The sequence below is a fragment of the Acinetobacter sp. YH12131 genome, from assembly GCF_013418635.1.
GTDB classification, from domain to species: Bacteria; Pseudomonadota; Gammaproteobacteria; order Pseudomonadales; family Moraxellaceae; genus Acinetobacter; species Acinetobacter towneri.
The window spans coordinates 52,466-74,301 of record NZ_VPBQ01000012.1; the positions used below are offsets into that span (position 1 = coordinate 52,466).

At 42.7% G+C, this 21,836-nt stretch carries 18 protein-coding genes; 12 read left to right on the forward strand and 6 right to left on the reverse strand.

What is annotated here, in order from left to right:
* The first annotated feature begins 46 nt into the window (after nucleotides 1-46).
* Nucleotides 47-1,381, forward strand: a complete 1,335-nt coding sequence (gene pepP, locus FTU66_RS09675) for a Xaa-Pro aminopeptidase (RefSeq protein WP_154320488.1) — start codon at nucleotides 47-49, stop codon at nucleotides 1,379-1,381.
* A 79-nt stretch (nucleotides 1,382-1,460) separates the two neighbouring features.
* Here pepP and FTU66_RS09680 read toward each other — a convergent pair whose 3' ends face one another.
* Nucleotides 1,461-1,754 carry a type II toxin-antitoxin system RelE/ParE family toxin gene (locus FTU66_RS09680; RefSeq protein ID WP_154320489.1) on the reverse strand — a complete coding sequence of 98 codons (294 nt, stop codon included), beginning with the start codon at nucleotides 1,752-1,754 and terminating at the stop codon, nucleotides 1,461-1,463.
* Nucleotides 1,744-1,989: a type II toxin-antitoxin system RelB/DinJ family antitoxin gene (locus FTU66_RS09685; RefSeq protein WP_167846138.1), complete on the reverse strand. Its 246-nt coding sequence runs from the start codon at nucleotides 1,987-1,989 to the stop codon at nucleotides 1,744-1,746. Before FTU66_RS09685 ends, FTU66_RS09680 begins: the two co-directional genes overlap by 11 nt.
* Nucleotides 1,990-2,361: 372 nt before the next feature.
* Between FTU66_RS09685 and ubiH the strand changes: the two genes are divergently transcribed.
* The 3 genes from ubiH to FTU66_RS09700 all read left to right on the forward strand — a co-directional run bounded on the left by ubiH (nucleotide 2,362) and on the right by FTU66_RS09700 (nucleotide 5,242).
* Nucleotides 2,362-3,570 (forward strand): 2-octaprenyl-6-methoxyphenyl hydroxylase, encoded by a 1,209-nt coding sequence (ubiH, locus tag FTU66_RS09690; protein ID WP_180112746.1) that lies wholly within the window; start codon nucleotides 2,362-2,364, stop codon nucleotides 3,568-3,570.
* Nucleotides 3,567-4,817: an FAD-dependent monooxygenase gene (locus tag FTU66_RS09695; RefSeq protein WP_154320491.1), complete on the forward strand. Its 1,251-nt coding sequence runs from the start codon at nucleotides 3,567-3,569 to the stop codon at nucleotides 4,815-4,817. Before ubiH ends, FTU66_RS09695 begins: the two co-directional genes overlap by 4 nt.
* A gap of 176 nt (nucleotides 4,818-4,993) precedes the next feature.
* On the forward strand, nucleotides 4,994-5,242 hold the full coding sequence (locus FTU66_RS09700; protein ID WP_004972644.1) for a hypothetical protein: 249 nt from the start codon (nucleotides 4,994-4,996) through the stop codon (nucleotides 5,240-5,242).
* Nucleotides 5,243-5,434: 192 nt separating this feature from the next.
* Here FTU66_RS09700 and rsmI read toward each other — a convergent pair whose 3' ends face one another.
* Nucleotides 5,435-6,277 carry a 16S rRNA (cytidine(1402)-2'-O)-methyltransferase gene (gene rsmI, locus FTU66_RS09705; protein WP_179991266.1) on the reverse strand — a complete coding sequence of 281 codons (843 nt, stop codon included), beginning with the start codon at nucleotides 6,275-6,277 and terminating at the stop codon, nucleotides 5,435-5,437.
* Between the two features lie 203 nt (nucleotides 6,278-6,480).
* Between rsmI and FTU66_RS09710 the strand changes: the two genes are divergently transcribed.
* From FTU66_RS09710 to FTU66_RS09720, 3 genes are all read left to right on the forward strand, one after another.
* The gene (locus tag FTU66_RS09710; protein ID WP_180112747.1) at nucleotides 6,481-6,909 is read left to right on the forward strand and encodes a YraN family protein; all 429 of its coding nucleotides are present in this window, start codon (nucleotides 6,481-6,483) and stop codon (nucleotides 6,907-6,909) included.
* 110 nt (nucleotides 6,910-7,019) lie between these two features.
* Nucleotides 7,020-7,697: a BON domain-containing protein gene (locus FTU66_RS09715; RefSeq protein ID WP_180112748.1), complete on the forward strand. Its 678-nt coding sequence runs from the start codon at nucleotides 7,020-7,022 to the stop codon at nucleotides 7,695-7,697.
* Entirely contained in the window at nucleotides 7,687-8,574 is an 888-nt protein-coding gene (locus tag FTU66_RS09720) for an alpha/beta hydrolase (protein ID WP_180112749.1), read from the forward strand. Before FTU66_RS09715 ends, FTU66_RS09720 begins: the two co-directional genes overlap by 11 nt.
* A 94-nt stretch (nucleotides 8,575-8,668) precedes the next feature.
* On the opposite strand, the gene nudC is transcribed toward FTU66_RS09720, so the two are convergent.
* The 3 genes from nudC to dnaQ form a co-directional block, all read right to left on the reverse strand.
* Complete coding sequence (gene nudC, locus FTU66_RS09725; RefSeq protein ID WP_096902169.1) at nucleotides 8,669-9,442, reverse strand: NAD(+) diphosphatase; 774 nt, start codon at nucleotides 9,440-9,442, stop codon at nucleotides 8,669-8,671.
* Nucleotides 9,442-11,085, reverse strand: coding sequence for a chemotaxis protein (locus FTU66_RS09730; RefSeq protein WP_096902171.1), 1,644 nt, complete (start codon nucleotides 11,083-11,085; stop codon nucleotides 9,442-9,444). The genes nudC and FTU66_RS09730 overlap by 1 nt, the downstream gene beginning before the upstream one ends.
* A gap of 128 nt (nucleotides 11,086-11,213) precedes the next feature.
* Nucleotides 11,214-12,719: a DNA polymerase III subunit epsilon gene (dnaQ, locus tag FTU66_RS09735; protein WP_004972656.1), complete on the reverse strand. Its 1,506-nt coding sequence runs from the start codon at nucleotides 12,717-12,719 to the stop codon at nucleotides 11,214-11,216.
* 212 nt (nucleotides 12,720-12,931) lie between these two features.
* On the opposite strand from dnaQ, the gene FTU66_RS09740 reads away from it, so the two are divergent.
* From FTU66_RS09740 to FTU66_RS09760, 5 genes are all read left to right on the forward strand, one after another.
* Nucleotides 12,932-16,201: a LysM peptidoglycan-binding domain-containing protein gene (locus FTU66_RS09740; protein WP_167846131.1), complete on the forward strand. Its 3,270-nt coding sequence runs from the start codon at nucleotides 12,932-12,934 to the stop codon at nucleotides 16,199-16,201.
* 66 nt (nucleotides 16,202-16,267) lie between these two features.
* Nucleotides 16,268-18,115, forward strand: a complete 1,848-nt coding sequence (locus tag FTU66_RS09745; RefSeq protein ID WP_004972660.1) for an extracellular solute-binding protein — start codon at nucleotides 16,268-16,270, stop codon at nucleotides 18,113-18,115.
* 64 nt (nucleotides 18,116-18,179) lie between these two features.
* Nucleotides 18,180-19,250, forward strand: a complete 1,071-nt coding sequence (locus FTU66_RS09750; protein WP_004972662.1) for a microcin C ABC transporter permease YejB — start codon at nucleotides 18,180-18,182, stop codon at nucleotides 19,248-19,250.
* Nucleotides 19,250-20,260, forward strand: a complete 1,011-nt coding sequence (locus tag FTU66_RS09755; RefSeq protein ID WP_179988923.1) for an ABC transporter permease — start codon at nucleotides 19,250-19,252, stop codon at nucleotides 20,258-20,260. The genes FTU66_RS09750 and FTU66_RS09755 overlap by 1 nt, the downstream gene beginning before the upstream one ends.
* Nucleotides 20,238-21,836 (forward strand): ABC transporter ATP-binding protein, encoded by a 1,599-nt coding sequence (locus FTU66_RS09760; RefSeq protein WP_180112754.1) that lies wholly within the window; start codon nucleotides 20,238-20,240, stop codon nucleotides 21,834-21,836. Before FTU66_RS09755 ends, FTU66_RS09760 begins: the two co-directional genes overlap by 23 nt.

A 21,836-nucleotide genomic window follows, 5' to 3' on the forward strand; every position in this document is an offset into this window, starting at 1 on the left:
TTACAACAATCATATTTTCATCATTTTATATATGTAGACCGTATTTATGAAAAAACTGACTCAAGTCGAATTTAAAGAACGTCGTGATCAACTTGCAGAACTGATGGGGCCCAATAGTGTCGCAATTATTGCAACCAGTCCTGTGGCAATGCGTAATCGTGATGCAGATTATAAATATCGTGCCGACAGCAGTTTTTTCTATTTAACAGGTTTTGCTGAACCTGAAGCAGTTGCGGTGATTGAAACCTATGAATCAATTGATGAAGGTTATACCTACACGTTGTTCTGCCGTGAACGTAACCGTGAAATGGAAATCTGGAATGGTTATCGCGCAGGTTTAGAAGGTGCAATTGAGCTGTTTGAGGCAGATGAGTCTTTTGCAATTGCGCAATTAGATGCAGAAATCATCGCCAAAATTGTCAATAAAGACACGTTGTACTATCGCTTGGGGCATCAGACTGAATTTGATGTACGTGTTGCGGCATGGAACCAACAAGCTGATGCACAACATCGTCAAGGCAATACTGCACCTGCCAAAATTGTTCAGTTAGATCGTTTGCTGGATGAAATGCGTTTGCATAAAACTGAGTCTGAATTGGAACTGATGCAAATTGCTTCAAATATTAGTGCAGAAGCACATACTCGTGCCATGCAAACAGTAAAAGCAGGCATGATGGAATATGAGCTAGAAGCTGAACTGAATTATATTTTTGGTAAAAATGGCTGCGTACCTGCCTATAACAGTATTGTCGGTGGTGGTGAAAATGCCTGCATTTTGCATTATGTCGAAAATGACAAAGTGCTTAAAGATGGCGATTTAGTCCTGATTGATGCAGCCTGTGAATATCAGTGCTATGCCTCAGATATTACCCGTACTTTTCCCGTGAATGGTCAATTCAGTCCAGAACAAAAAGCACTGTATAACATTGTATTGGATGCGCAAATTGCAGCAATTGAAGCTGTACAAATTGGTAACTCCTATAAAGAACCACACCATGTTGCGGTGCGTATTTTGGTGCAAGGTTTGCTTGATCTAGGCATTATGCAGGGCAATTTAGAAGAAATTATTGCTTCGGAAAGTTATCGCCAGTTTTATATGCACGGTACAGGGCATTGGTTGGGCATGGATGTGCATGATGTCGGCAGCTATAAACACGGTGAAGACTGGCGTGTTTATGAAGAAGGTATGGTGGTGACCGTTGAACCGGGTCTATACATTGCACCCGATGATGAAACGGTAGATGCTAAATGGCGTGGTATAGGTATCCGTATTGAAGATGATATTGTTGCGACTGCGAACGGGCCATTGAATCTGACTTCAAAAGTGGTGAAAACCGTAGAAGAGATTGAAGCATTGATGGCAAAAGCTAAATCTGCTTAATTGGGTCTAATCAAAGCTGGTCAAGTGATCAGCTTTTTTATTAGAAAGCGCGTGTAAATTTTGAGTATGTAAATAATTTTTAGTCTTTGATCCGCTTTTTTGCTTCATCATAAACAATGTTATCAGCACGCTTTCCAACGGTAATGAGCAAAATAACGACCTGATCATCCTTGACCTGATAAATAAGTCGGACACCCGCTTTTAATAATTTGATTTTATAGCAGCCAGCAAGATCACCTTTAAGCATGTTCTTTGGAATATGTGGCTGCTCAATGACTTTGGCTAATTTTTTCTTGAATTGGTCGCGGATAGCACTCGGAAGCTTTTCCCATTCTGCAGTGAAGTCCTTGTGACGTAAAAGTTTATAAGTCATCTAATGTGACTTCCTCGAACATCTCTTTAGGATCATTCATGCGTTTACGGACGAGTGCCAATAGTTCTGCATCTTCTTCTGAAAGCAATACTTTTTGTACAGGAAGTTTTCCAGTCGTTGCCACATATTCAAGAATATTGGTGAAGAAATCGGTAGGTGAAATACCTTGTTCTTTAAGAATAGAATAAGATTTTTCTTTAAGGGCTTCATCGACCCTGAAATTAACAGTAGCCATCACTTTTCTCAGTTATTGAATGTATGGAAATATTGTAATGCAATATGCATTACAAATATAGTTTGTATAATAATCATTATGTGAGATCATTTTTATCATTGAGCTTATTTCAAAATTGATCATCAGCCATCAATAGTACTAAGTGTGGAATATATCTTCTCTTGTGTCATGCATGGCTCGGAGCAAGAAGATGGGGGATTAATAATTATAGTTTGAATCGGACATTTGCAAGAAGTCTAATCATCTTCCATAGCTTCAACACTAATTCATTATAAAAATAAATGACTTTGCGGTAAGATAAAATCCATTACAGATTATACGTATTTCGATTGAATCTTTTGAAGTCGAATACCTCATAAAAAGGATCAAGGCATGCAACAAGAAGTGATCATTGTAGGCGGTGGTATGGTCGGGCTAAGCTTAGCCTTGATGTTGGCTAAGTCAAACATTGCAGTGAAGTTGCTAGAAGCGATTCAATACCCCAATTATGACGATGCCAGCCTTGCGCCGTATCATTCCAGTTTTGATGCACGTAACAGTGCCTTGTCGCGTCGCAGCGTACAAATTTACCAAGAGCTAGGTTTATGGGATGCCTTGCAAGAACATGCTACGCCTATTTTAGAAGTTCAAATTACCGAACAAGATAGTTTTGGCAAGGCACGTTTATTGGCCGAACAAGAAAAAGTCGAAAGCTTTGGTCAGGTGATTGAAAATGCATGGTTAGGTCGAGTGTTGTTGACCGAAGTACGTAAACAACCTTTGATTGAATTGATTGATGGTGTGCAGGTCACCAGTCTTAAACAAGATGCAGATTTTGCCTATATTGAAGCGGTACGTGGTCAGGAACAATTACAGCTTGCTGCCAAACTACTGATTGCTGCCGATGGTCGTGATTCTTTCTGCCGTAAAGCCTTGGGCATTGGTGCATCGGAACATGATTATGACCAAGTAGCGATTGTGACCACAGTGCAAACCTCCAAGCCGCATGCGCATGTGGGTTTTGAGCGTTTTAGTCATTTAGGGCCTTTGGCGTTGCTGCCATTGCCAGGTGAATATCGTCGTTCTGTGGTGTGGCCTGTACCAAAGGGAACAGAGCATGAATGGATTGGCGATGAAAACGACCAACACTTTTTAGATGCCCTGCAACAAGCTTATGGCGACCGCGCAGGAAAATTTGAAAAAACAGGACGTCGTTTTAGTTTTCCATTGTCACAAGTTTTAGCAGAAAAACAGGCGGTTGGTCGCGTTGTACTGATGGGTAATGCAGCGCATACCATTCACCCAGTCGCAGGGCAGGGCTTTAACTTGTGTATGCGAGATGCTTACGTATTATTGCGTTATCTCACCGAACAGGCGGCACAGTCAGCAGATTTAGGCGATGCTGCAATGCTGCGTGACTATGAACAATCGCGTTTGAAAGATCAACAGCGAGTCATTAAATTCTGTGACAGCGTGGTACGTGGATTTAGCAATCAAAACCCAATCCTGAAATTTATGCGTAATACAGGCTTAGTCGCGTTTGATACCATTCCAGGCATTAAACCTTTGGTCGCCAATTATGCCATGGGGTTAAAAGCATGATCACAGCAAATCAACAAACGCAAGTGTTAGATGTCGTCATTATTGGTGGCGGCTTGGTGGGAGGCTTAACTGCACTTTTATTGGCACAAGGGGGTGTGCAGGCTACAGTTTTAGATGCCGCACCTATTTTAGATGCAGAGAAAACCCTTGCAGTTGCCAATCCGCGTGTATTGGCTTTAAGTCAGGCCACCATCCACCTGTTAAAAACAGTCAATGTCTGGTCTAAACTGGCGCGACATATGCCGTATAGCGGCATGCAGGTTTGGAATAAAAATGGCTATGGCGAAATTAACTTTGGGGCAAGTAACGAACGTACACCCGCTATTGAGCAGGCTCTGGGTTCAATGGTCGAGCCAAGCATTTTAAATCTAGCGATTCAGCAGCAAATGTTGCAACAAGTGCAAGATTATCGAACGCAAGTCAAAGTGACCCGTTTAGAGCGTGGTGTTGGCGTTTGGCACATTTATTTGGCCGATGGTACACAATTACAGACTAAGCTAGTCATTGGCGCAGATGGTGCTAACTCCTTTGTGCGCGAACAAGCCTTTATTGATTTTGATGTGTTGGATTATCGTCAGGCAGGTCTAACCTGTGCAATTCGTACTGCGCAGCCGCATCAGCATGTTGCACGTCAAATTTTCTTAGAAACTGGTCCTTTGGCCTATTTACCGATGGCAAGTTTACACGCCGAGCAGGAAGGGCATTGGCAGTCGATTGTTTGGACTTTGCCTGATGACTATGCCGAAGAATATGCCAAACTGAATGATGACGACTTTACCCAACTTTTGACTCGTGAAAGTCATCACATGCTTGGGGAAGTCTTAGAGGCAACCCCACGTGCTATTTTCCCACTGAAAGCACGTGCAGCGCAGCGTTATGTGCAAGATGGTTTGGCACTTATTGGTGATGCCGCGCATGTAATTCATCCGCTTGCAGGGCAGGGCGTGAATATTGGTTGTCTGGATGCAGCCGTACTGTGCGATGTGTTGTTGCATGATTTCAAACGTGGTGTTTGGGCGCATGAGCAAACTTTAAAGCGTTACGAGCATCGTCGTAAAGGACAAAATGATGCCATGATGCATAGTATGTCTGCGATTGGCTGGATGGAAACCACCACTTTATTCCCTGTGGTGTGGGCACGTAACTTTGGTTTAAAACAGGTGGAGCAGCTGCCTGCGTTAAAAGATGCCTTTATGTCACAAGCCAGTGGATTAAGCCTGCTTAAAGACACACGCTACGCGGTTTAAAGCAAAACAGTCGTTTTTTGTACGGTCATACATACCTGATTACGAATTTGGTTAAAAAAGATACGTTTTTTTTAATCTAGACTCTATGCGAAAGGCCAAGAGATTGCTAAATTTCATCGTAATTCATAACCAGTTTTCACTTGGACTAAATTGAAGTCATTTGTGGGGAGATTAAGATGACGGACATGAACGATTACGATGATGTAGAAGATTCAACTGTAGACGAAGATGAAGCGAAAGCGGCTGAAAAAGGTGCAGCAGAATCAGAAGAAGGTGCTGTAGATGGTGATCTTGCAGAAGCAGAAACTCTCACTGTAACTGCCAAACTAAAACAGCGTCAGGCATTGGAAGATGAAGTGGCTGCATTCTTGGCGCGTGGCGGAAAAATTACCGAAGTGCCACCAGATGAGTCTGCGCGCGACTAATCTGTTGAACGTGCTTGCTGAACTTGTTGATTGAATTTATTCGTTGAACTGTTGAGTGAGTTAGGGCGGGATGCTTACTATGCAGGCTGCTCTAATGCTTATACCTTCAACATAAAAAAGCATCACCTTGTATAAAGGGTGATGCTTTTTTTTATGCGCGATGATCGTCATCACTGTTATTGCTCAATCGGCTTATTCAGCTGCTTGGCTTAATTCCAACGCACGTTGATAGGCAATTTTCTTTTTAATCCCTGTTAGATCAGCCGCCAATTGTGATGCTGCTTTTACCGATAAATCTTGCAACAAACGCTGCAATAATTGATCTAATTTTTCTTGTTCCATGTCTTTTTCTTCGCTCGCTCCCCCCACCACCAATACAATTTCACCTTTTTGTTGATGATGATCTGCTGCGATAAATTCAGCCAATTCACCTAAAGTCATTTTTTTAATGGTTTCAAAGGTTTTGGTGATTTCACGGGCAAAGCCAACAGGGCGATCTGCACCAAACACGGCAGCCATATCTTTGACTGAATCTAAAATTCGATGTGGTGCTTCATAAAAAATCAGGGTTTGGGTTTCATCTTTTAGCTTTTCAAGTTGTTGTAATCGCTGTGACTGTTTAGAAGCGAGAAATCCCTGAAAACTAAAGCGATCACTTGGTAAGCCAACCGCACTGAGCGCTGCAATGGCTGCACATGCACCCGGCACAGGAATCACACGAATACCATTGGCTTGTGCTGCACGAACCAGTTTAAAACCTGGGTCGCTAATCAGTGGTGTACCTGCATCGCTAATGAGCGCAATATCTTCGCCATTGAGTAATTTTTGGACTAAAATATCAATCTTGTTGCTTTCGTTGTGTTCATGGCAGGCTGTAAGCGGAGTTGAAATATTAAAATGTTTCATTAATTGTGCAGAGGTGCGGGTATCTTCAGCGGCAATTAGGCTGACCGATTTGAGCACATCAATTGAACGGTAGCTCATATCATCTAAGTGACCAATTGGGGTAGCAACAACAAATAACTGGGCACTCATTGAGTTTTCTCCGTGGGAAATAGCAAACTAAAATAAAAATGATGGAACACGAAACAACAGCAGTATTGGCTTGCGTCTGATACAAGTTACAGACCAAGCGCTTATTCTACCTGAATTGCAGTCTGACGTGTGAAACTCACGTCATCGCACTTCAGCGAATACTAAGATTGAGCACCATAACAAAATAAAAAATTGGATATAGCATGAATCAAAAAACACTGCAGCAAAGTATCGGCACATGGGCAGAGCAGACGGCTTGGCACTATTTACAACAACACGGCTGGCGAAAGCTGAAGCAGAATTATCACAGTGTTTTTGGTGAAATAGATGGTATTTTTATTCAAGCAGAACAACTGATTTTTGTAGAAGTTAAAGCGCGTTCGCAAACTGGCTATGGCAAAGCCTATGAAGTGGTGTCTGCATCCAAGCAGCGTAAAATTATGAAAACCGCTCTGCAGTTTTTAACAGAATATCCACACTATTCAGAATATTATTGTCGTTTTGATGTGATTTGCTTTGATTTTTCTCAGCAATTTGCAAAAACAGTACAGCAAGACTTTTCCAAATTCCCGTATGATTTGCAATGGATTGAAAATGCTTTTACTTTTGATGCAGACTTGATTAATCTTTGAGTGAAATTTAAAGCAAAAGCATCAGTCGGTGTATTGTTGATCGTGCAAATCTAAGGATGAAATGCACAGCACAAGCCAGAATTGAAAGAAAATAATAGGAGTCTTGCTGAGTGTTCAAGCGTATTGCAGTGACCTTGCTGTGTGCAGCAAGTTTATCGGGTTGTGCAAGTTTTATTTCAAGTGGCACAGGCACTGCGCCAGTGGGTACAGAAAGTGGTGCACGCTCACTTGGGCAAGTGTTTATAGATAACTCTATTGAACGTACTGCAAAAATTAATTTATATAAACTGGATTCACGTTTTAAACAATCACGTGTCAATATAGAAAGTTTTCATGGCAATGTGTTGTTGACAGGGCAAGTGCCTGACGCGCATTTAAAACAGTTGGCAGAAGACAATGTGCGTGCCATGAGTGATGTAAAAACCATCCACAATTATATTACAGTGGGTAATCAAATCAGCTATAGCACCATTATGCAGGACACCACGGTTACTGCAAATACCCGTGGTTTGATTATGAAAGCACCTGTGGTGTCAGACAGCAAAGTGCGTATTCATACCGAAGATGGTGTGTTGTATGTGATGGGACGTTTAAACAATGCAGAATTGCAGGATTTAAACCAAGTGCTACAACAAGTGGGCAATGTCACTAAAATTATTACCCTGATTGATAATATTGAGCTACAACCGAGCAACAATGCGAACTTTGTCAGCCCAATGGTTGCGCCTGAAACACAAACGCCAGTCGCGATTGACCCAGATCAGGTTGAACCGACACATGTTCAATAATGTGGAACACTGGTTTAAACAACTGAATAAAACTTTAGAACAGGCGAAACGTATTTATGAAGAATTTCGCCTGTATGATTTGGGCAGCTATGCGCTGAACCGTTTAACGCCACGTCAGGGTTATACCGTTCAAAGCAATATTGCATATGGTTTACGCGCACGGCATCGTTTGGATTTGTACCGCACCATAACACCACGCCCGCAGTGTCCACTCATGGTGTTTGTGCATGGTGGGGCATGGTCACGTGGCGATAAGCAGGATTATCGTTTTGTGGGCGAAGCTTTTGCAAAAGAAGGCTTTGATGTTGCGGTGATGAACTATCAACTCGCGCCACAGCATATTTTTCCCACCTATATTGATGATTTAACTCTTGCACTGAATTACTTGACTCAGCAGCAACACAAACTGGGTATTTCTACGGCACAGGTGGTATTGATGGGACATTCGGCTGGGGCATTTAATGTGATGTCCTTGTTGTACCATCCCCAGCCCTATGCTTTAAGCTGTAAAGATCACATTCGTGCGATTATTGGTTTGGCAGGGCCTTATCATTTTGATTATAAGGATGATCCGCTATGTGCCGATGCCTTTGATCAAGAGGTGCCGTATCAGGATGTGATGCCGTATTATTTTGTGGAGCCGAATTCAGTCAAACACTATTTATTGGTGGCAGAAAAAGATCAAATTGTGGGGGCAAGTAATGCCACAGACTTCGACCACGTATTAAAGAAATATGGCAATCATAGTGAAATTATTGTCATTCCAAAAACAGGGCATGTCAGTGTTATGGCATCGGTGTCGAGTTTGTTTAGTCGTTTCTTTGCGACCAAACGCCAAATTATGCGAGCTTTAGATCAGGCACTTAAAGATGCGTGATGTTGATTGATCTTCTGTGGAAAATGGTAATTAAAAAAACCGTTGCAGCTTATGGGGTGCAACGGTTTTTTAAATGCAAGATTGCGAATTAGACTTATAGCCAAGCTTTGGTGTCATCTGCCACAGGCGTGCCTTGGGTCACATGCATAATCATGGCATGGGCGATACTGCCTTTAAATGGAATATCAGGCAGTTGATCAAACTTAAAGAACTGTGCATCACGAATTTCTTCTTCCTGTAACTGAATTTCACCGCCTGCATATTCAGCTTTAAAGGCGATCATTAAGTTACTTGGAAAAGGCCACGGCTGGCTGGCAAGATACTGAATATTTTTAAGTTGTACGCCAACTTCTTCAAAAGTTTCACGACGTACTGCTTCTTCGAGTGTTTCACCCACTTCAACAAAGCCTGCGATTAAACCGTAAATGGGCAGTTTATTGCGTGCATTACGCGCCAATAAGACTTCATCTTCACCACGAGTAATCACGGTAATGACACATGGATTTACGCGCGGATATTGGTGATAGCCACAAGCCGGGCAGACCATGGCATATTGAGTCGCATGGACTTCGGTTTTATGACCGCAATGGCTGCAGAATTTGTGGTTGCGACGCCATTCGAGTAACTGAATAGCACGGCTGGCTTGTTCAAACTGTTGGGTGTTCCAGACTTGTAAAAGTTGTCGGATAGGCACCAGTTGAAAGCCTTCAGGAATGGATTCATCTTCAAGCAGATCTCGGGCAATCACTTGATCACCCGAGCTAAAACTTAAATCACTTGCCAACTTTTCCACACGTGGTAATTGGAAGTTTTCATCGACCAAAAGTTGTTGTTGCTGAAAAATATATGCAAGTGAGAGTTCAGTCATTAGGCTACAGTTTTCAATTTTTCACTACTGTCCAATGCTACCTTAAACATGCTTTGTAGAACAGGTTGTTTGTTCTTTAAATTGTCAATCAGCATGTCTGCACTGGCAAGCGTATCTAAGATATTGTTGACTTGTTCAGCAGTTAAGTTTTGTCCTGCTTCGACTTGTGCATGCACAAAATCTGCAGATACTTTCAGTGCTTTTTGACCACTTTCAGCATTCAAGAACAACATTGCCCCTGCAACTTCACGAATTTGCGCTGAAGTATGCTCTAAATCTGCAACACTTTGAGTTTGTAGGTGCTGTGTCAGTGTTTGCGTGATTAAGTCAATCAGTAACTTGGTTTCAGTCAGCAAGGCTTCGTGTGCTTCATCTAAACGATCTAGCGAAATGTTCATGTTATTCACACGTAACTGCAAACGGCTAGAGGTGTGGTGACGTTCAAGCACACCGATTGAGTTCATGGCCGATAAAATCACGTTCATTAATTGCTGGGCAAAGTTTTCATCTTTGAGTAATTCAGGACGGCTTAATGATTCAGCTTGGCGTTGTAAGTCCAAATGCGCTTCATTTAAGTTCAAGACTTTAAACAAGTTTGCTAACTCTGTTAATTTGCCTTGTAATTCCAGCGTTTTTTCAGGACTCATGTTTTGATAGTTGTATTCAATATCATTGCGAATTTGTGTCATTTCTGTGGTGACCAAATCGCTAATGGTATGCATGGTGTCAAAATCTGGACCATATAAATGACGGCTGAATACTTGGAGCTGCATGTCGGTGAGTAAGTCTTCACCAATATTCATTTGACTGCGAATATGTTGAGAAATTTCATCTTCTTGACTAATACACAGGCTCAACACATTCGCAAGATCAGACAAGCTGGCGGTAAAGCTTTCTGGCGTAGCAAAGTATTGACGCATATTGTGCTCAATACTAATAAAAGTACGCAAACGTGGCTCATTCAACAACAAGTTATCAATATGGTTAAAGGCAACGTGTACTAAGCCCCAATATTGCTGACTCGGATGTTGTTCTGCCAAACCTGCCAAATACGTTCCTACCAGTTTAATCGCTTGAAGATCCATGGCAGATTCTTCTTGCTTGAGCAGCTTATGTAATGACAGTTTATATAAGCGATGCACATAAGCCGACTTTTCTAAAGAAGGCACTTGCGGCAATTGGAAACTTGGAGTGATGCAGTCCAATAAAGTTTCAATATGCTGACCTTCTTGAGTCAATGGTTTACCCAATGCCAATTCTAAACGGTTTAAAGTGTCGAGTAGGAATTGTGGAATTTTAACTTCACGTAGGCAAATAAACTCAATATAACGCTTGAGCATGGTGGTGCCTTCGCTAAGTGCAATGACTTCCAGCGTGTTGATATTGCTTGGATTCCCCATAATTTTACGCATCAGCTCTGCTGAGTATTGCGCAATTTTTGCCAAGCTTTCCATATCAATTAAGGCTAAAACCTGAGCACACTGTTCAAACTGATTCAGTGCATCATCAATCCCAAAAGGCAAAGTTTGATCTTCTGCTAAGGTGCTTACTGCGGATTCAACCAGTTTGATAGAATTATCAACCTCATTTTTTATTATCAGTAAGGCAGTTGGATCAAAATGTATAGAGGTTTGGTAAGACATGGATCTGCACCTTTCCTAGTGTTTTATCTGTTTGTTGGTTCTTTGCAAAATACACAAAGTCCTATTTGCTTTAACTATAACTGAACTGGCAAATCTTTAAATACATAAAATTACAAAACTCGTAGATTTTATTTGGCAAAAAAGCAAGGTTTACCGTGTTTTTCTTCAAATTGTTTGACCCAATTCTCATGTGCAGCCAATTCTTCTTCTGATGGCAGAATCACAGCAAGATCAATATCAATACTTAAACGATCACTTTGACGTTGCTGTTCTTCGCTTGCAGACAGAGCATCCATATCAAAGGCGACTTGTCCGCCAGTCATTGCCAAGTAAACATCGGCTAGAATTTCAGCATCTAGTAATGCGCCGTGGAACGTACGGTCACGCGCAGGAATTTCATAGCGTCTGACGAGCGCATCGAGTGAGTTTTTTTGCCCAGGATGCTTACTTTTTGCCATGAGCAGTGAGTCGGTCACTTCGCATACTTCGGACAAATTGCCCAACCCCGCACGACTGAACTCCATATCTAAGAAGTTCATATCGAAGGTGGCGTTATGCGCAATAATTTCTGCACCTTTAAGATATTGATACAGCACATCGGCAATTTCGGCAAACTTGGGTTTGTCTTTTAAGAACTCATCTGAAATACCGTGAATGTTTTCTGATTCACCGACCAGTTTTTCAGGCTGAATATAAATGTGGATGGAACTGCCCGTGAGTTTACGGTTAATCATTTCCAGCGCACCGACTTCAATAATTCGGTCACCATCTTGATAGTAAAAACCTGTGGTTTCAGTATCTAGAATCAGTTGGCGCGGGCCGTGTAGCTCCATTGTGGCAGGGGTGACCACAATATGCGGATGCAATTGAGTTGTGTTCACTGCGTCAACGCGAGCTGATGGATTGGTTTTTTCTGTTTCAGTTTCATCTGTAATGGTTGATTCAGTTGCAGGCACGTTGGTTTCTGCTTCAATGACATGAACAGATGCGCTGATTTCGAGTTCCGTGTCGGTTGCCTGATGAGCTTCCTGAAGCGTATTTTGCATATCTTCTGTTTCAACCTCGGCATCATCGCCCATTAAATCAAAACCAAACGGGTCATCGAGCAACCAGTCAGATTCCGCTTTTTTTTTATCATGTTCTGCTATGTCTACTGCCGATGTGATTAAGGTTGCATTGAGGGTTGGGTTTGAGTCTGCGGTTTTTAACATTTTGCTGACTTGATCTGCACCCACATTGGCGAGTTGATCTGCCATTTCATTACCTGCATGTCCTGCGTGACCTTTAATCCAGTGCCATTCAATTTCACGACCTTGACAGACCGCATCTAATTTTTGCCAAAGGTCAGGGTTTTTGACATCTTTCCAGTTTTTCTTTTTCCAGCCGTGAATCCACTCGGTAATGCCTTGTTTGACGTAATTGGAGTCAGTCCAAATAATCAGCTTGGCATCCATTGGGCAAAATAAAATGCCTTCAATCGCTGCAGTCAATTCCATACGGTTATTGGTGGTTTGAGCTTCGCCACCATATAATTTATGTTCTTCTTGTTCGGTAACAATATACGCACCCCAGCCACCCAAGCCAGGATTACCACGACAAGCACCATCAACATATAAAGTGATTGTTTGAGACATAAATCAGATCCGCAGGTTGTGCAAAATAAATCAAAATGAAAAGCTATTGTATATCGCAAATTCGGTTTAGACGTGTAAATCCTGTCTATTTTTTAATTTCTTGTAACATTTATAGACGAAACGCGCTAAATTAATGCCTTGTGTCGTTGTCTAGCTCTACTACAATGGCAAGTCTAAAAAATAATTTATATACGAGTTGTTTGGATTTTTTTATGTATAAACCAACCACGCGCATGTGGCAGCCGACTTTACCTTCATTTTTAAAAATTACAGTTTTAGGTTCAGCATTGGCTGCCCTTGGCTTGATGACGGGCTGTAGCTCGACGCAGGGTGCGAGCAAGCCACTCACTTCAAGTCAGGTCGGTTCGGGTTATTTAGATGCCAGTACTTTAGATGGTCTGGAAGATTTACTCTCTGCAACCGATATGCGCGCGGTAGAAGGTGACCGTTTATTAATTTTAAAACACGGTGATGTCTGGAAGCGTATGACCGTTGGTTTCAAAATGGATTTAAACCATTGGAACCCACGTATTGAAGCGCAGCGAGGCTGGTTTATTTCACGTCAACCGTATTTGGATCGTTTAAGTGCGCGTGCGTCACGTTATTTGTATCACACGGTTAAAGAAGCTGAACGTCGTGGTATGCCAACTGAATTGGCGTTGTTACCTGTGATTGAAAGTTCCTATGACCCTGCAGCAACCAGTAGCGCAGCTGCCGCAGGTTTATGGCAGTTCATTCCAAGTACAGGGCGTATTTACGGCTTAAAACAAACTTCGATGTACGATGGTCGCCGAGATGTCGTGGAGTCGACTCGTGCTGCCTATGAGTTTTTGGGCAGTTTGTATAATCAGTTTGGTTCTTGGGAATTGGCATTGGCGGCTTATAACGCAGGCCCGGGTCGTATTCAACAAGCCATTAACCGCAATAAAGCTGCAGGTTTACCAACCGATTATTGGTCTTTAAAACTGCCGCAAGAAACCATGAACTATGTGCCGCGTTTCTTGGCGGTAGCACAAATTATTAAAAGCCCGCATGCTTATGGCGTGTCTTTACCCCCAATTGCCAACCGTCCACACTTCCGTGAAATTAATGTAGGCGCGGTGAATTTAAATGATGTGGCCAATATTACCGGTCTCAGCCGTGCCGAACTGTATTCGCTTAACCCTGGACATCGTGGGGATCGGATTGACACCCAAAGTCCAATGCGTATTTTGATTCCTGCAGATTTAAGCCCAACAGTCGATGCACGATTGAAAAAACTACAAGGTGGTGGCGGTTTATGGGCAAGCAATAGCAGCAACACACCATCGTTTTCATCTTCTGGTGTGACCATTACACCATCTAAATCTGAGCCACCTGCGTTAACGACCAGTACAACAACCAGAACGACTATAGGCAAGCCTGCTGCCTCTACGGCAGTCACAACTACCACTACACCAAGCACAGCATCGACTACAGCCAGTGTTTCAAAACCAGCAACGACTACGCCTACACGTTTGTCACGTACGCCACAAGGTTCGGACGCTTTGGCAGCATTTGCTGCGGGTAGCGATATTCCAAGTGCGCCGCGAATTCCTGTTGCTGTTACACCTGCTGCCAATATTCAGCCTGTGCGGATTGAACCACCAATTTCCAATACTGAGCGTGAGCAAATTCTTGCAGCAGTGCAGGCAGAAGGTAGCAATAAAACTGTAGAAGAAGTGTTGCAGCCTGTGGCTTCTAAAGCAGAACAAGAACAACTTGTGGCTGAGTTAAAACAAATTGCGCCTCAAGGCACTGAAATTGTTGATCCATACGATGGAAAAATTAAGCTGACCGCTATTCAAACCAGTCTGTCTGTTGCAGAGCAGCAAGGTAAAGAATTAACCAAAGGTTTTGCTTACCCGAAAAGTGTGGCAGAAAATACGCGCCTAGATTCAGAAGAAGCAAAGCGTAACCAAGGTAAGAATTATGTGCGTACGGAGTCTGAAGTGGTGGTCGTACCACCAAAAGGCAAACGTACCACGTACACCGTGTTAGCGGGGGACACCTTGGCCAGTATTGCCATGAAAAATGGCTTGAACTGGCGTGATATTGCCAAGTGGAACCAAATTGCTCCAGATGCAACTTTGTATGTGGGCACCAGTATTTATTTATACGACGCCAAGCCACAAGTACAGGCAGAGCCTGCTAAGCCAAAAACCATGCCTGAGCAATACGTGGTGCAAGCCAATGATACCTTAACAGGTGTCGCCAGTCAGTTTGGTTTAACTGTAAAACAATTGGCAGATTTTAATAACTTAAGCACCACCAGTGGCTTATTTGTAGGGCAGCGTCTAAGTTTAAAAGAAACGGCTGCATCTAAAGCCAAAGCAGAAGCCGACAAAAAAGCCGCAGAACAGGCTGCAAAAATCGCAACCAAAACTTACGTAGTGAAGCGTGGCGAATACTTAAAACTGATTGCAGACCGTTATGCCTTGTCAAATCAGGAATTGGCTGATTTAACTCCAGGTTTAAACGCGAACAGTAGCTTATTGGTTGGGCAACGCATTAATGTGCCTGTAAATGAAGTGACTGCACAAAAAACGGAAGCGAGCAAAGCTGAAGCCAGTAAGTCAGAAACAAAAGCAGCAGAGCCAAACTATCCGACTGAAAACTACCAAGTACAGCGTGGTGATACTTTATCGAGCATTGCCAACCAAGCCAAAATTTCTTTGGCAGAGCTCGCCAGTTTAAATAATATAAGCACGCAAAGCGGTGTGCGCATTGGTCAAACCCTCAAAGTGCCTGCAGGTGTCAATGTGCCTGAGCGTTATACGGTACAACGTGGCGATACCTTATCGGCGATTTCGACAAAATATAATCTCAGCCAAGACTATATTGCAGACTTAAACAATCTAAGCCGTAACAGTGGTTTAAGAGCAGGACAAATTCTTAAACTCACGGGTGATGTTCCTGAGAAAAAAGCCCAAGTTGAAGCTGTGGCTGAAACCACCAATGATATTCACGTGGTCAAAGCAGGGGAAACTTTAAGCAGTATTGCGCGCCAATATAAATTGCAATTGAATTATTTGGCAGAGCTGAATGACCTTTCACGTACTGCCAATGTCCGCATTGGACAACGCTTAAAAGTCGATGCCAGCGCTGCAAAAAATGAAGTAAAAACAGAGGTCGTAAGTGCTGCGAAAAGCAGCAGTAGTAAAGCCACCGAAACTTATACCGTTAAAAGTGGTGAGTCTTTAAATTCGATTGCCAGCCGTGTGGGTGTGTCGGTTGCAGAATTGGCGAGTTTAAATAACTTAACGCCACGTTCAGGTTTACGCATTGGACAAAATATTCAAGTTCCCAAAACCGTAACTGAATATAAAGTGAAACGTGGGGATACGCTGATTGGCTTATCCAGTCGTTATGGCATCGACACCAAAGCATTGGCAGATTTAAATGATATGCAGCCAAATACTCAATTGCGTATTGGCGATGTGATTAAAGTCCCGAATCTGTAAAGTTTAATCCTGAGGATGTCATGTTTTGACGGCATCCTCAGGAATACTGCACAAGGAGCTGTGTGCATGTCATTTGCCATAAAAAAGACACATCAATATCTGGGCTGTATTTTAGGTTGTGTGGTCTTGCCGCAGTTTGGATGGGCTGCGTTACAAACCACGCCCTATATTGCCGTACATAGCCAGCCTCAGTATGTGGGGCGCTCGGCTATGCCTTATGCCAACCCGCAAGCGCCCAAAGGTGGCGATTTAATTCGTGCCAGTAATGGCACTTTTGATAATTTAAATGACATGAATGGCAAGGGCAGCTCAACCGATGGGGTGAGTTTTATATTCGATTCACTCATGAGCAGTTCTTTAGATGAGCCGGGGGTGATGTATCCCTTATTGGCAGAAAAAGTCAGCTATGACCCCAAGCAAACTGCATTTGTCATTTTTCATTTAAATCCTAAAGCTAAATTTAGTGATGGCAGCCCAGTTACAGCAGATGATGTGAAATTCAGTTTTGATGCTTTTCAGACCAAGTCTAATCCAGGTTTGCAAATGTATTTATCCGATTTAGATAAAACCACGGTCTTGTCTAAGCATCAGGTTAAAGTCAGTTTTAAATCCACTAACAATGCAGAAATGCCGCTGATTTTGTCGCAAATGCCAATCTATTCTAAAAAAGACTGGCAAAAGCGTGACTTTACCCGCATCACACTAGAACCGATTTTAGGTTCAGGGCCGTATCTTATTGAGCGGATTGATGCAGGGCGCAGCATTACTTATAAGCGTAATCCAAATTATTGGGGCAAAGATTTACCCGTAAATAAAGGGCGCTATAATTTTGACCGCCTGAAGTATGTTTATTATCGCAATCTGGATATTGCCTTCGAAGGGTTTAAGTCGGGGCAATACACGTTGCATGAAGAATATACCGCACGAAAATGGGTCACTGAATATCGTTTTCCTGCTGTGAATGCGGGCATGGTGGTCAAGCATAAATTTCAGCACCAAAACCCAATTCCGACCCAAAGTTTTGTTTTTAATACCCGCAGACATGCGTTTCAGGATATTCGTTTTAGGCAGGCTTTAACCTACGCTTATGATTTTGAATGGCAAAACAAAGCCTTGTTCTATGGGCAATATCGCCGTTTGCAAAGTTATTTTTCTAACAGTGAATTAGAAGCCAAAGGCACACCTTCAGCCGCAGAATTGTCTGTTTTAAAACCCTATTTGGCCAAGCTGCATCCTATTCAACGCCAAGGCGTATTGCAAAATTGGCAGTATCCTGTGACTGATGCCAGTGGCTTTAACCGTAACGGCTTGCTTAAAGCCCGTGAATTGCTTTTGAAAGCGGGTTATCGTTTTCAGCAAGGTAAATTGGTCGATGCCAAAGGCAAAGCCATTCAAATTGAATTTTTAATTCATCAGGATGGTTTGCAACGCACATTAGTGCCTTTTGTGCGCAATATGAAACGTCTGGGCGTTACGGTAAATATTCGGCATGTCGATGTGCCGCAATATATTGAACGCATGCGCCGTGCCGATTTTGATATGACCACCAGTGTCATGCCGCAATCTTTAAGTCCAGGCAATGAGCAAGCACAGCTTTGGAGTAGTGCTGCCGCAGATCAACCAGGAAACTATAATTACGCAGGCATTAAAAACCCAGTAATTGATGAAGTGGTACAACAGTTGATTCGTGCGCCTAATCGTGAACAATTGATTGTGCGTACCAAAGTTTTGGATCGTTTATTGCGTGCGGGGTATTATCAAATTCCAACCTATGGCAAAGGTGAAAACTGGTATGCCTATTGGAATATGTATCGTCAGCCCGCCATCAAACCTAAACTATCGGCAGGAATTGATTATTGGTGGAGTGATGCTGCCCAAGCCAAGAAAGTTGCACATTATTTACGTCAACAATAACGATTTTAAAACTCAAGCATGACAGTGTTTGCGATAAACCAGAACATTGCCAAAAGGTAAGTACATGGGCACATACATACTCAAAAGATTGCTCCTGATTATTCCAACCTTGTTTTTCATTTTATTGATTAACTTTGTGGTGATTCAAATTGCACCGGGCGGTCCAGTCGAACAGGCGATTCAGCAAGCCGAAGCCTTTCAGGGCATGGGGGCGACAGGCGGTGAAACTGCTGCAACCTCCAATAGCAGCAATTATCAAGGTGCTAAAGGTTTAAGTGATGAAATGGTCGCAAAAATCGAAGCGCAATATGGATTCGATAAACCTGCACATGAACGCTTTTGGCAAATGCTCACCAGCTATGTGCAGTTCGATTTTGGCACCAGCTTTTTTAAAGATAAACCTGTGACCCAATTGTTATGGGAAAAATTACCTGTATCGCTATCTTTAGGTTTATGGAGCACCTTGCTGATTTATTTAATTTCTATTCCTTTAGGCATTAAAAAAGCCCGTCAGCATGGCTTGTTGTTTGATAAAGCCACTTCTATTTTGTTGGCGATTGGCTATGCCATTCCTGCGTTTGCCTTTGCTATTTTACTGATTGTATTTTTTGCAGGCGGTTCATATTTTCAGTGGTTTCCTTTACAGGGTTTGGTGTCTGAAAACTTTGCTCAATTGAGTCTGTGGGGAAAAATCACCGATTATTTTTGGCACATGACTTTGCCTTTATTGGCGATGGTGATTGGTGGTTTTGCAGGGCTGACCTATCTGACCAAATATTCATTTATGGAAGAATTAAACAAACAATATGTGTTGGCGGCACGTTCTAAAGGTCTTACTGAATCGCGTGTGTTATATGGGCATGTGTTTCGTAATGCCATGCTGATTGTGATTGCAGGTTTACCCGAAGCGTTGGTGAGTATTTTCTTTGTTGGGAATTTATTCATCGAAATTATTTTTAATTTAGATGGATTAGGCCTGCTTGGTTTTGAGGCGATTGTACAGCGTGATTATCCTGTAATTTTTGGCACTTTGTTTATTTTTACCTTATTGGGCTTAATTCTACGCTTAATCAGCGATGTGTTATATCAGGTGATTGACCCACGTATTAGTTTTGAATCGCGAGGGGCAAAATAATGTCACCGATCATGCAGGCGCGTGTGCAGCGTTTTAAACAGAATAAATTGGGTTTGGGTTGTTTCATTGTCTTTATCATTATTTTTGTGTTGTCTTTGGCGGCAGAACTGATTGCCAATGATAAACCGTTATTGGTCAAATATGAGCAATCTTTATATCTGCCAGTGTTCAAGGCTTATCCTGAAACGACCTTTGGCGGTGTATTTGAAACCGAAGCAGATTATAAAGACCCAGTGGTGCAACAACTGATTGCAGACCGAGGATGGGCAGTTTGGCCGCTCATTGAGTTTTCTTACCAGACCCCGAATTTAGATTTGGCCGTTCCTGTACCTTCTGCACCAACTGCACAAAATTGGCTAGGTACAGATGACCAAGGGCGCGATGTGTTGGCGCGAATTTTATATGGCTTGCGTGTATCGTTGTTATTTGGCTTTGCATTGACTTTTGCATCGGCAGCTTTGGGCATTTTGGTCGGGGCAATTCAGGGCTACTATGGCGGCTGGGTCGATTTAATTGGTCAGCGCGTTTTAGAGGTGTGGGGTGGTTTACCGATGCTGTTCATGGTGATGATTTTGGTCAGCATGTTTACCCCAAGTGTGTATTGGCTATTTGTGATTATGCTGTTATTTGGCTGGACGACACTGGTCGGCTTGGTTCGAGCAGAATTTTTACGCGCCCGAAATTTTGACTATGTCCGTGCAGCGCGAAGTTTAGGCGTAACCGATCGTACCATTATGTTTCGGCATATTTTACCCAATGCCATGAGTTCGAGTTTGTCGCAGTTGCCATTTATGCTAACCGCCAATATTACAGCTTTAACCGCACTGGATTTTTTAGGTTACGGCTTATCGCCCGATGCAGCATCTTTAGGGGAGTTGTTGTTACAAGGTAAAAATAATTTAAATGCACCGTGGTTGGCATTGTCAGGCTTTTTTACCTTAGCAATTGTGCTGTCCTTGTTAATTTATATTGGGGAGGCGACCCGTGATGCATTCGATCCAAGACGTTAATTCTTCAACTGCATCACAGCCTGCAGTATTGCTAACAGTCAGTCATCTGCGTATTCAGCAGCAACAGGTTTTATTGCACGAATTAAACTTTGAGCTGCATGCAGGCGAAACCATTGCTTTGGTTGGTGAAAGTGGTTCTGGAAAATCTATTAGTAGTTTGGCATTGCTGGGTTTATTGCCCGAACATTTACAGGTGCAAGGTCAGGCAGTCTTTGCAGAACAAGATTTACTTCGCCTTAAACCGCAACAATTGCGACAAGTTCGTGGTCAAAAAATTGCCATGATTTTTCAGGAACCAATGACGGCTTTAAATCCGTTGCATCGAGTGGAAAAAATTATTGGTGAAAGTTTATTACTCCAAGGTTGGAGCAAAGAAAAAACGCGTGCTCGGGTGCTGCAATTACTTGCAGATGTCGGCATTCCACAGCCTGAAGAAAAACTAAAGCGTTATCCACATGAATTATCTGGGGGGCAACGTCAGCGAGTGATGATCGCAATGGCGTTGGCACTCGATCCCGATATTTTAATTGCTGATGAACCAACTACGGCTTTAGATGTGACTTTGCAGGCGCAGATTTTGGATTTATTAAAAAGCCTGCAAGTGCGTCGTAATATGGCCATGATTTTGATCAGCCACGATTTGAATTTAGTCAAACACTATGCAGATCGGGTAATTGTAATGAATCAGGGGCGGGTCGAAGAACAGGGCAGTGTGGCAGATATTTTTAATAGACCGCAGCAAGCCTATACCCAAAACTTGTTGAATCATGATTTTGGTGAAGCTTTGCAGGTTGATGAGTTGCCGACCATTTTGGAGTTGGAGCAGGTTGCTGTGAAATTCCCGATTAAACAAGGCTTGCTGAATCGGGTTAAAGATTATGTGGTTGCGGTTGAGCCGTTAAGCTTGCAACTTCCGCAAGGTCAATCTATTGGTATTGTCGGTGAAAGTGGTTCGGGTAAAAGTTCATTGGCACTTGCAATTGCACGATTGATTGAAAGTGAGGGAAAAATTGAACTACTTGGGCAAGATCTGAATCAACTGAATGAACGCCAATTGCGTCCCTTACGTCAGCAGTTTCAAATTGTATTTCAAGACCCGTTTAGCAGCTTAAATCCACGTTTAAATGTGGAGCAAACCATTGGTGAGGGTTTGGCATTGCAACAATTGTCCAAGCCTGAAATCATCCAGCGCATTGATGAAGCTCTAAGCAAAGTGGAATTGCCTGTGAGTTTTAAACAACGCTATCCGCATGAATTGTCGGGTGGGCAACGACAACGGATTGCATTAGCACGCGCGTTGGTGCTGCGTCCTAAACTGTTAATTATGGATGAGCCGACTTCTGCCTTAGACCGTACCACGCAACGTGCTGTCGTGCAGCTGTTACGCCGTTTGCAGCAGCAAGAACAGATGAGCTATTTGTTTATTAGCCACGATTTGCAAGTGGTGAAAGCACTGTGTCAAAAAGTGTTGGTGCTGCATCAAGCGAAAGTCATGGAATTTCAAGATACTGTACAGTTATTTAGCCATCCGCAAACAGAATATACCCGTCAATTGATTGCTGCCAGTGAGTATTAA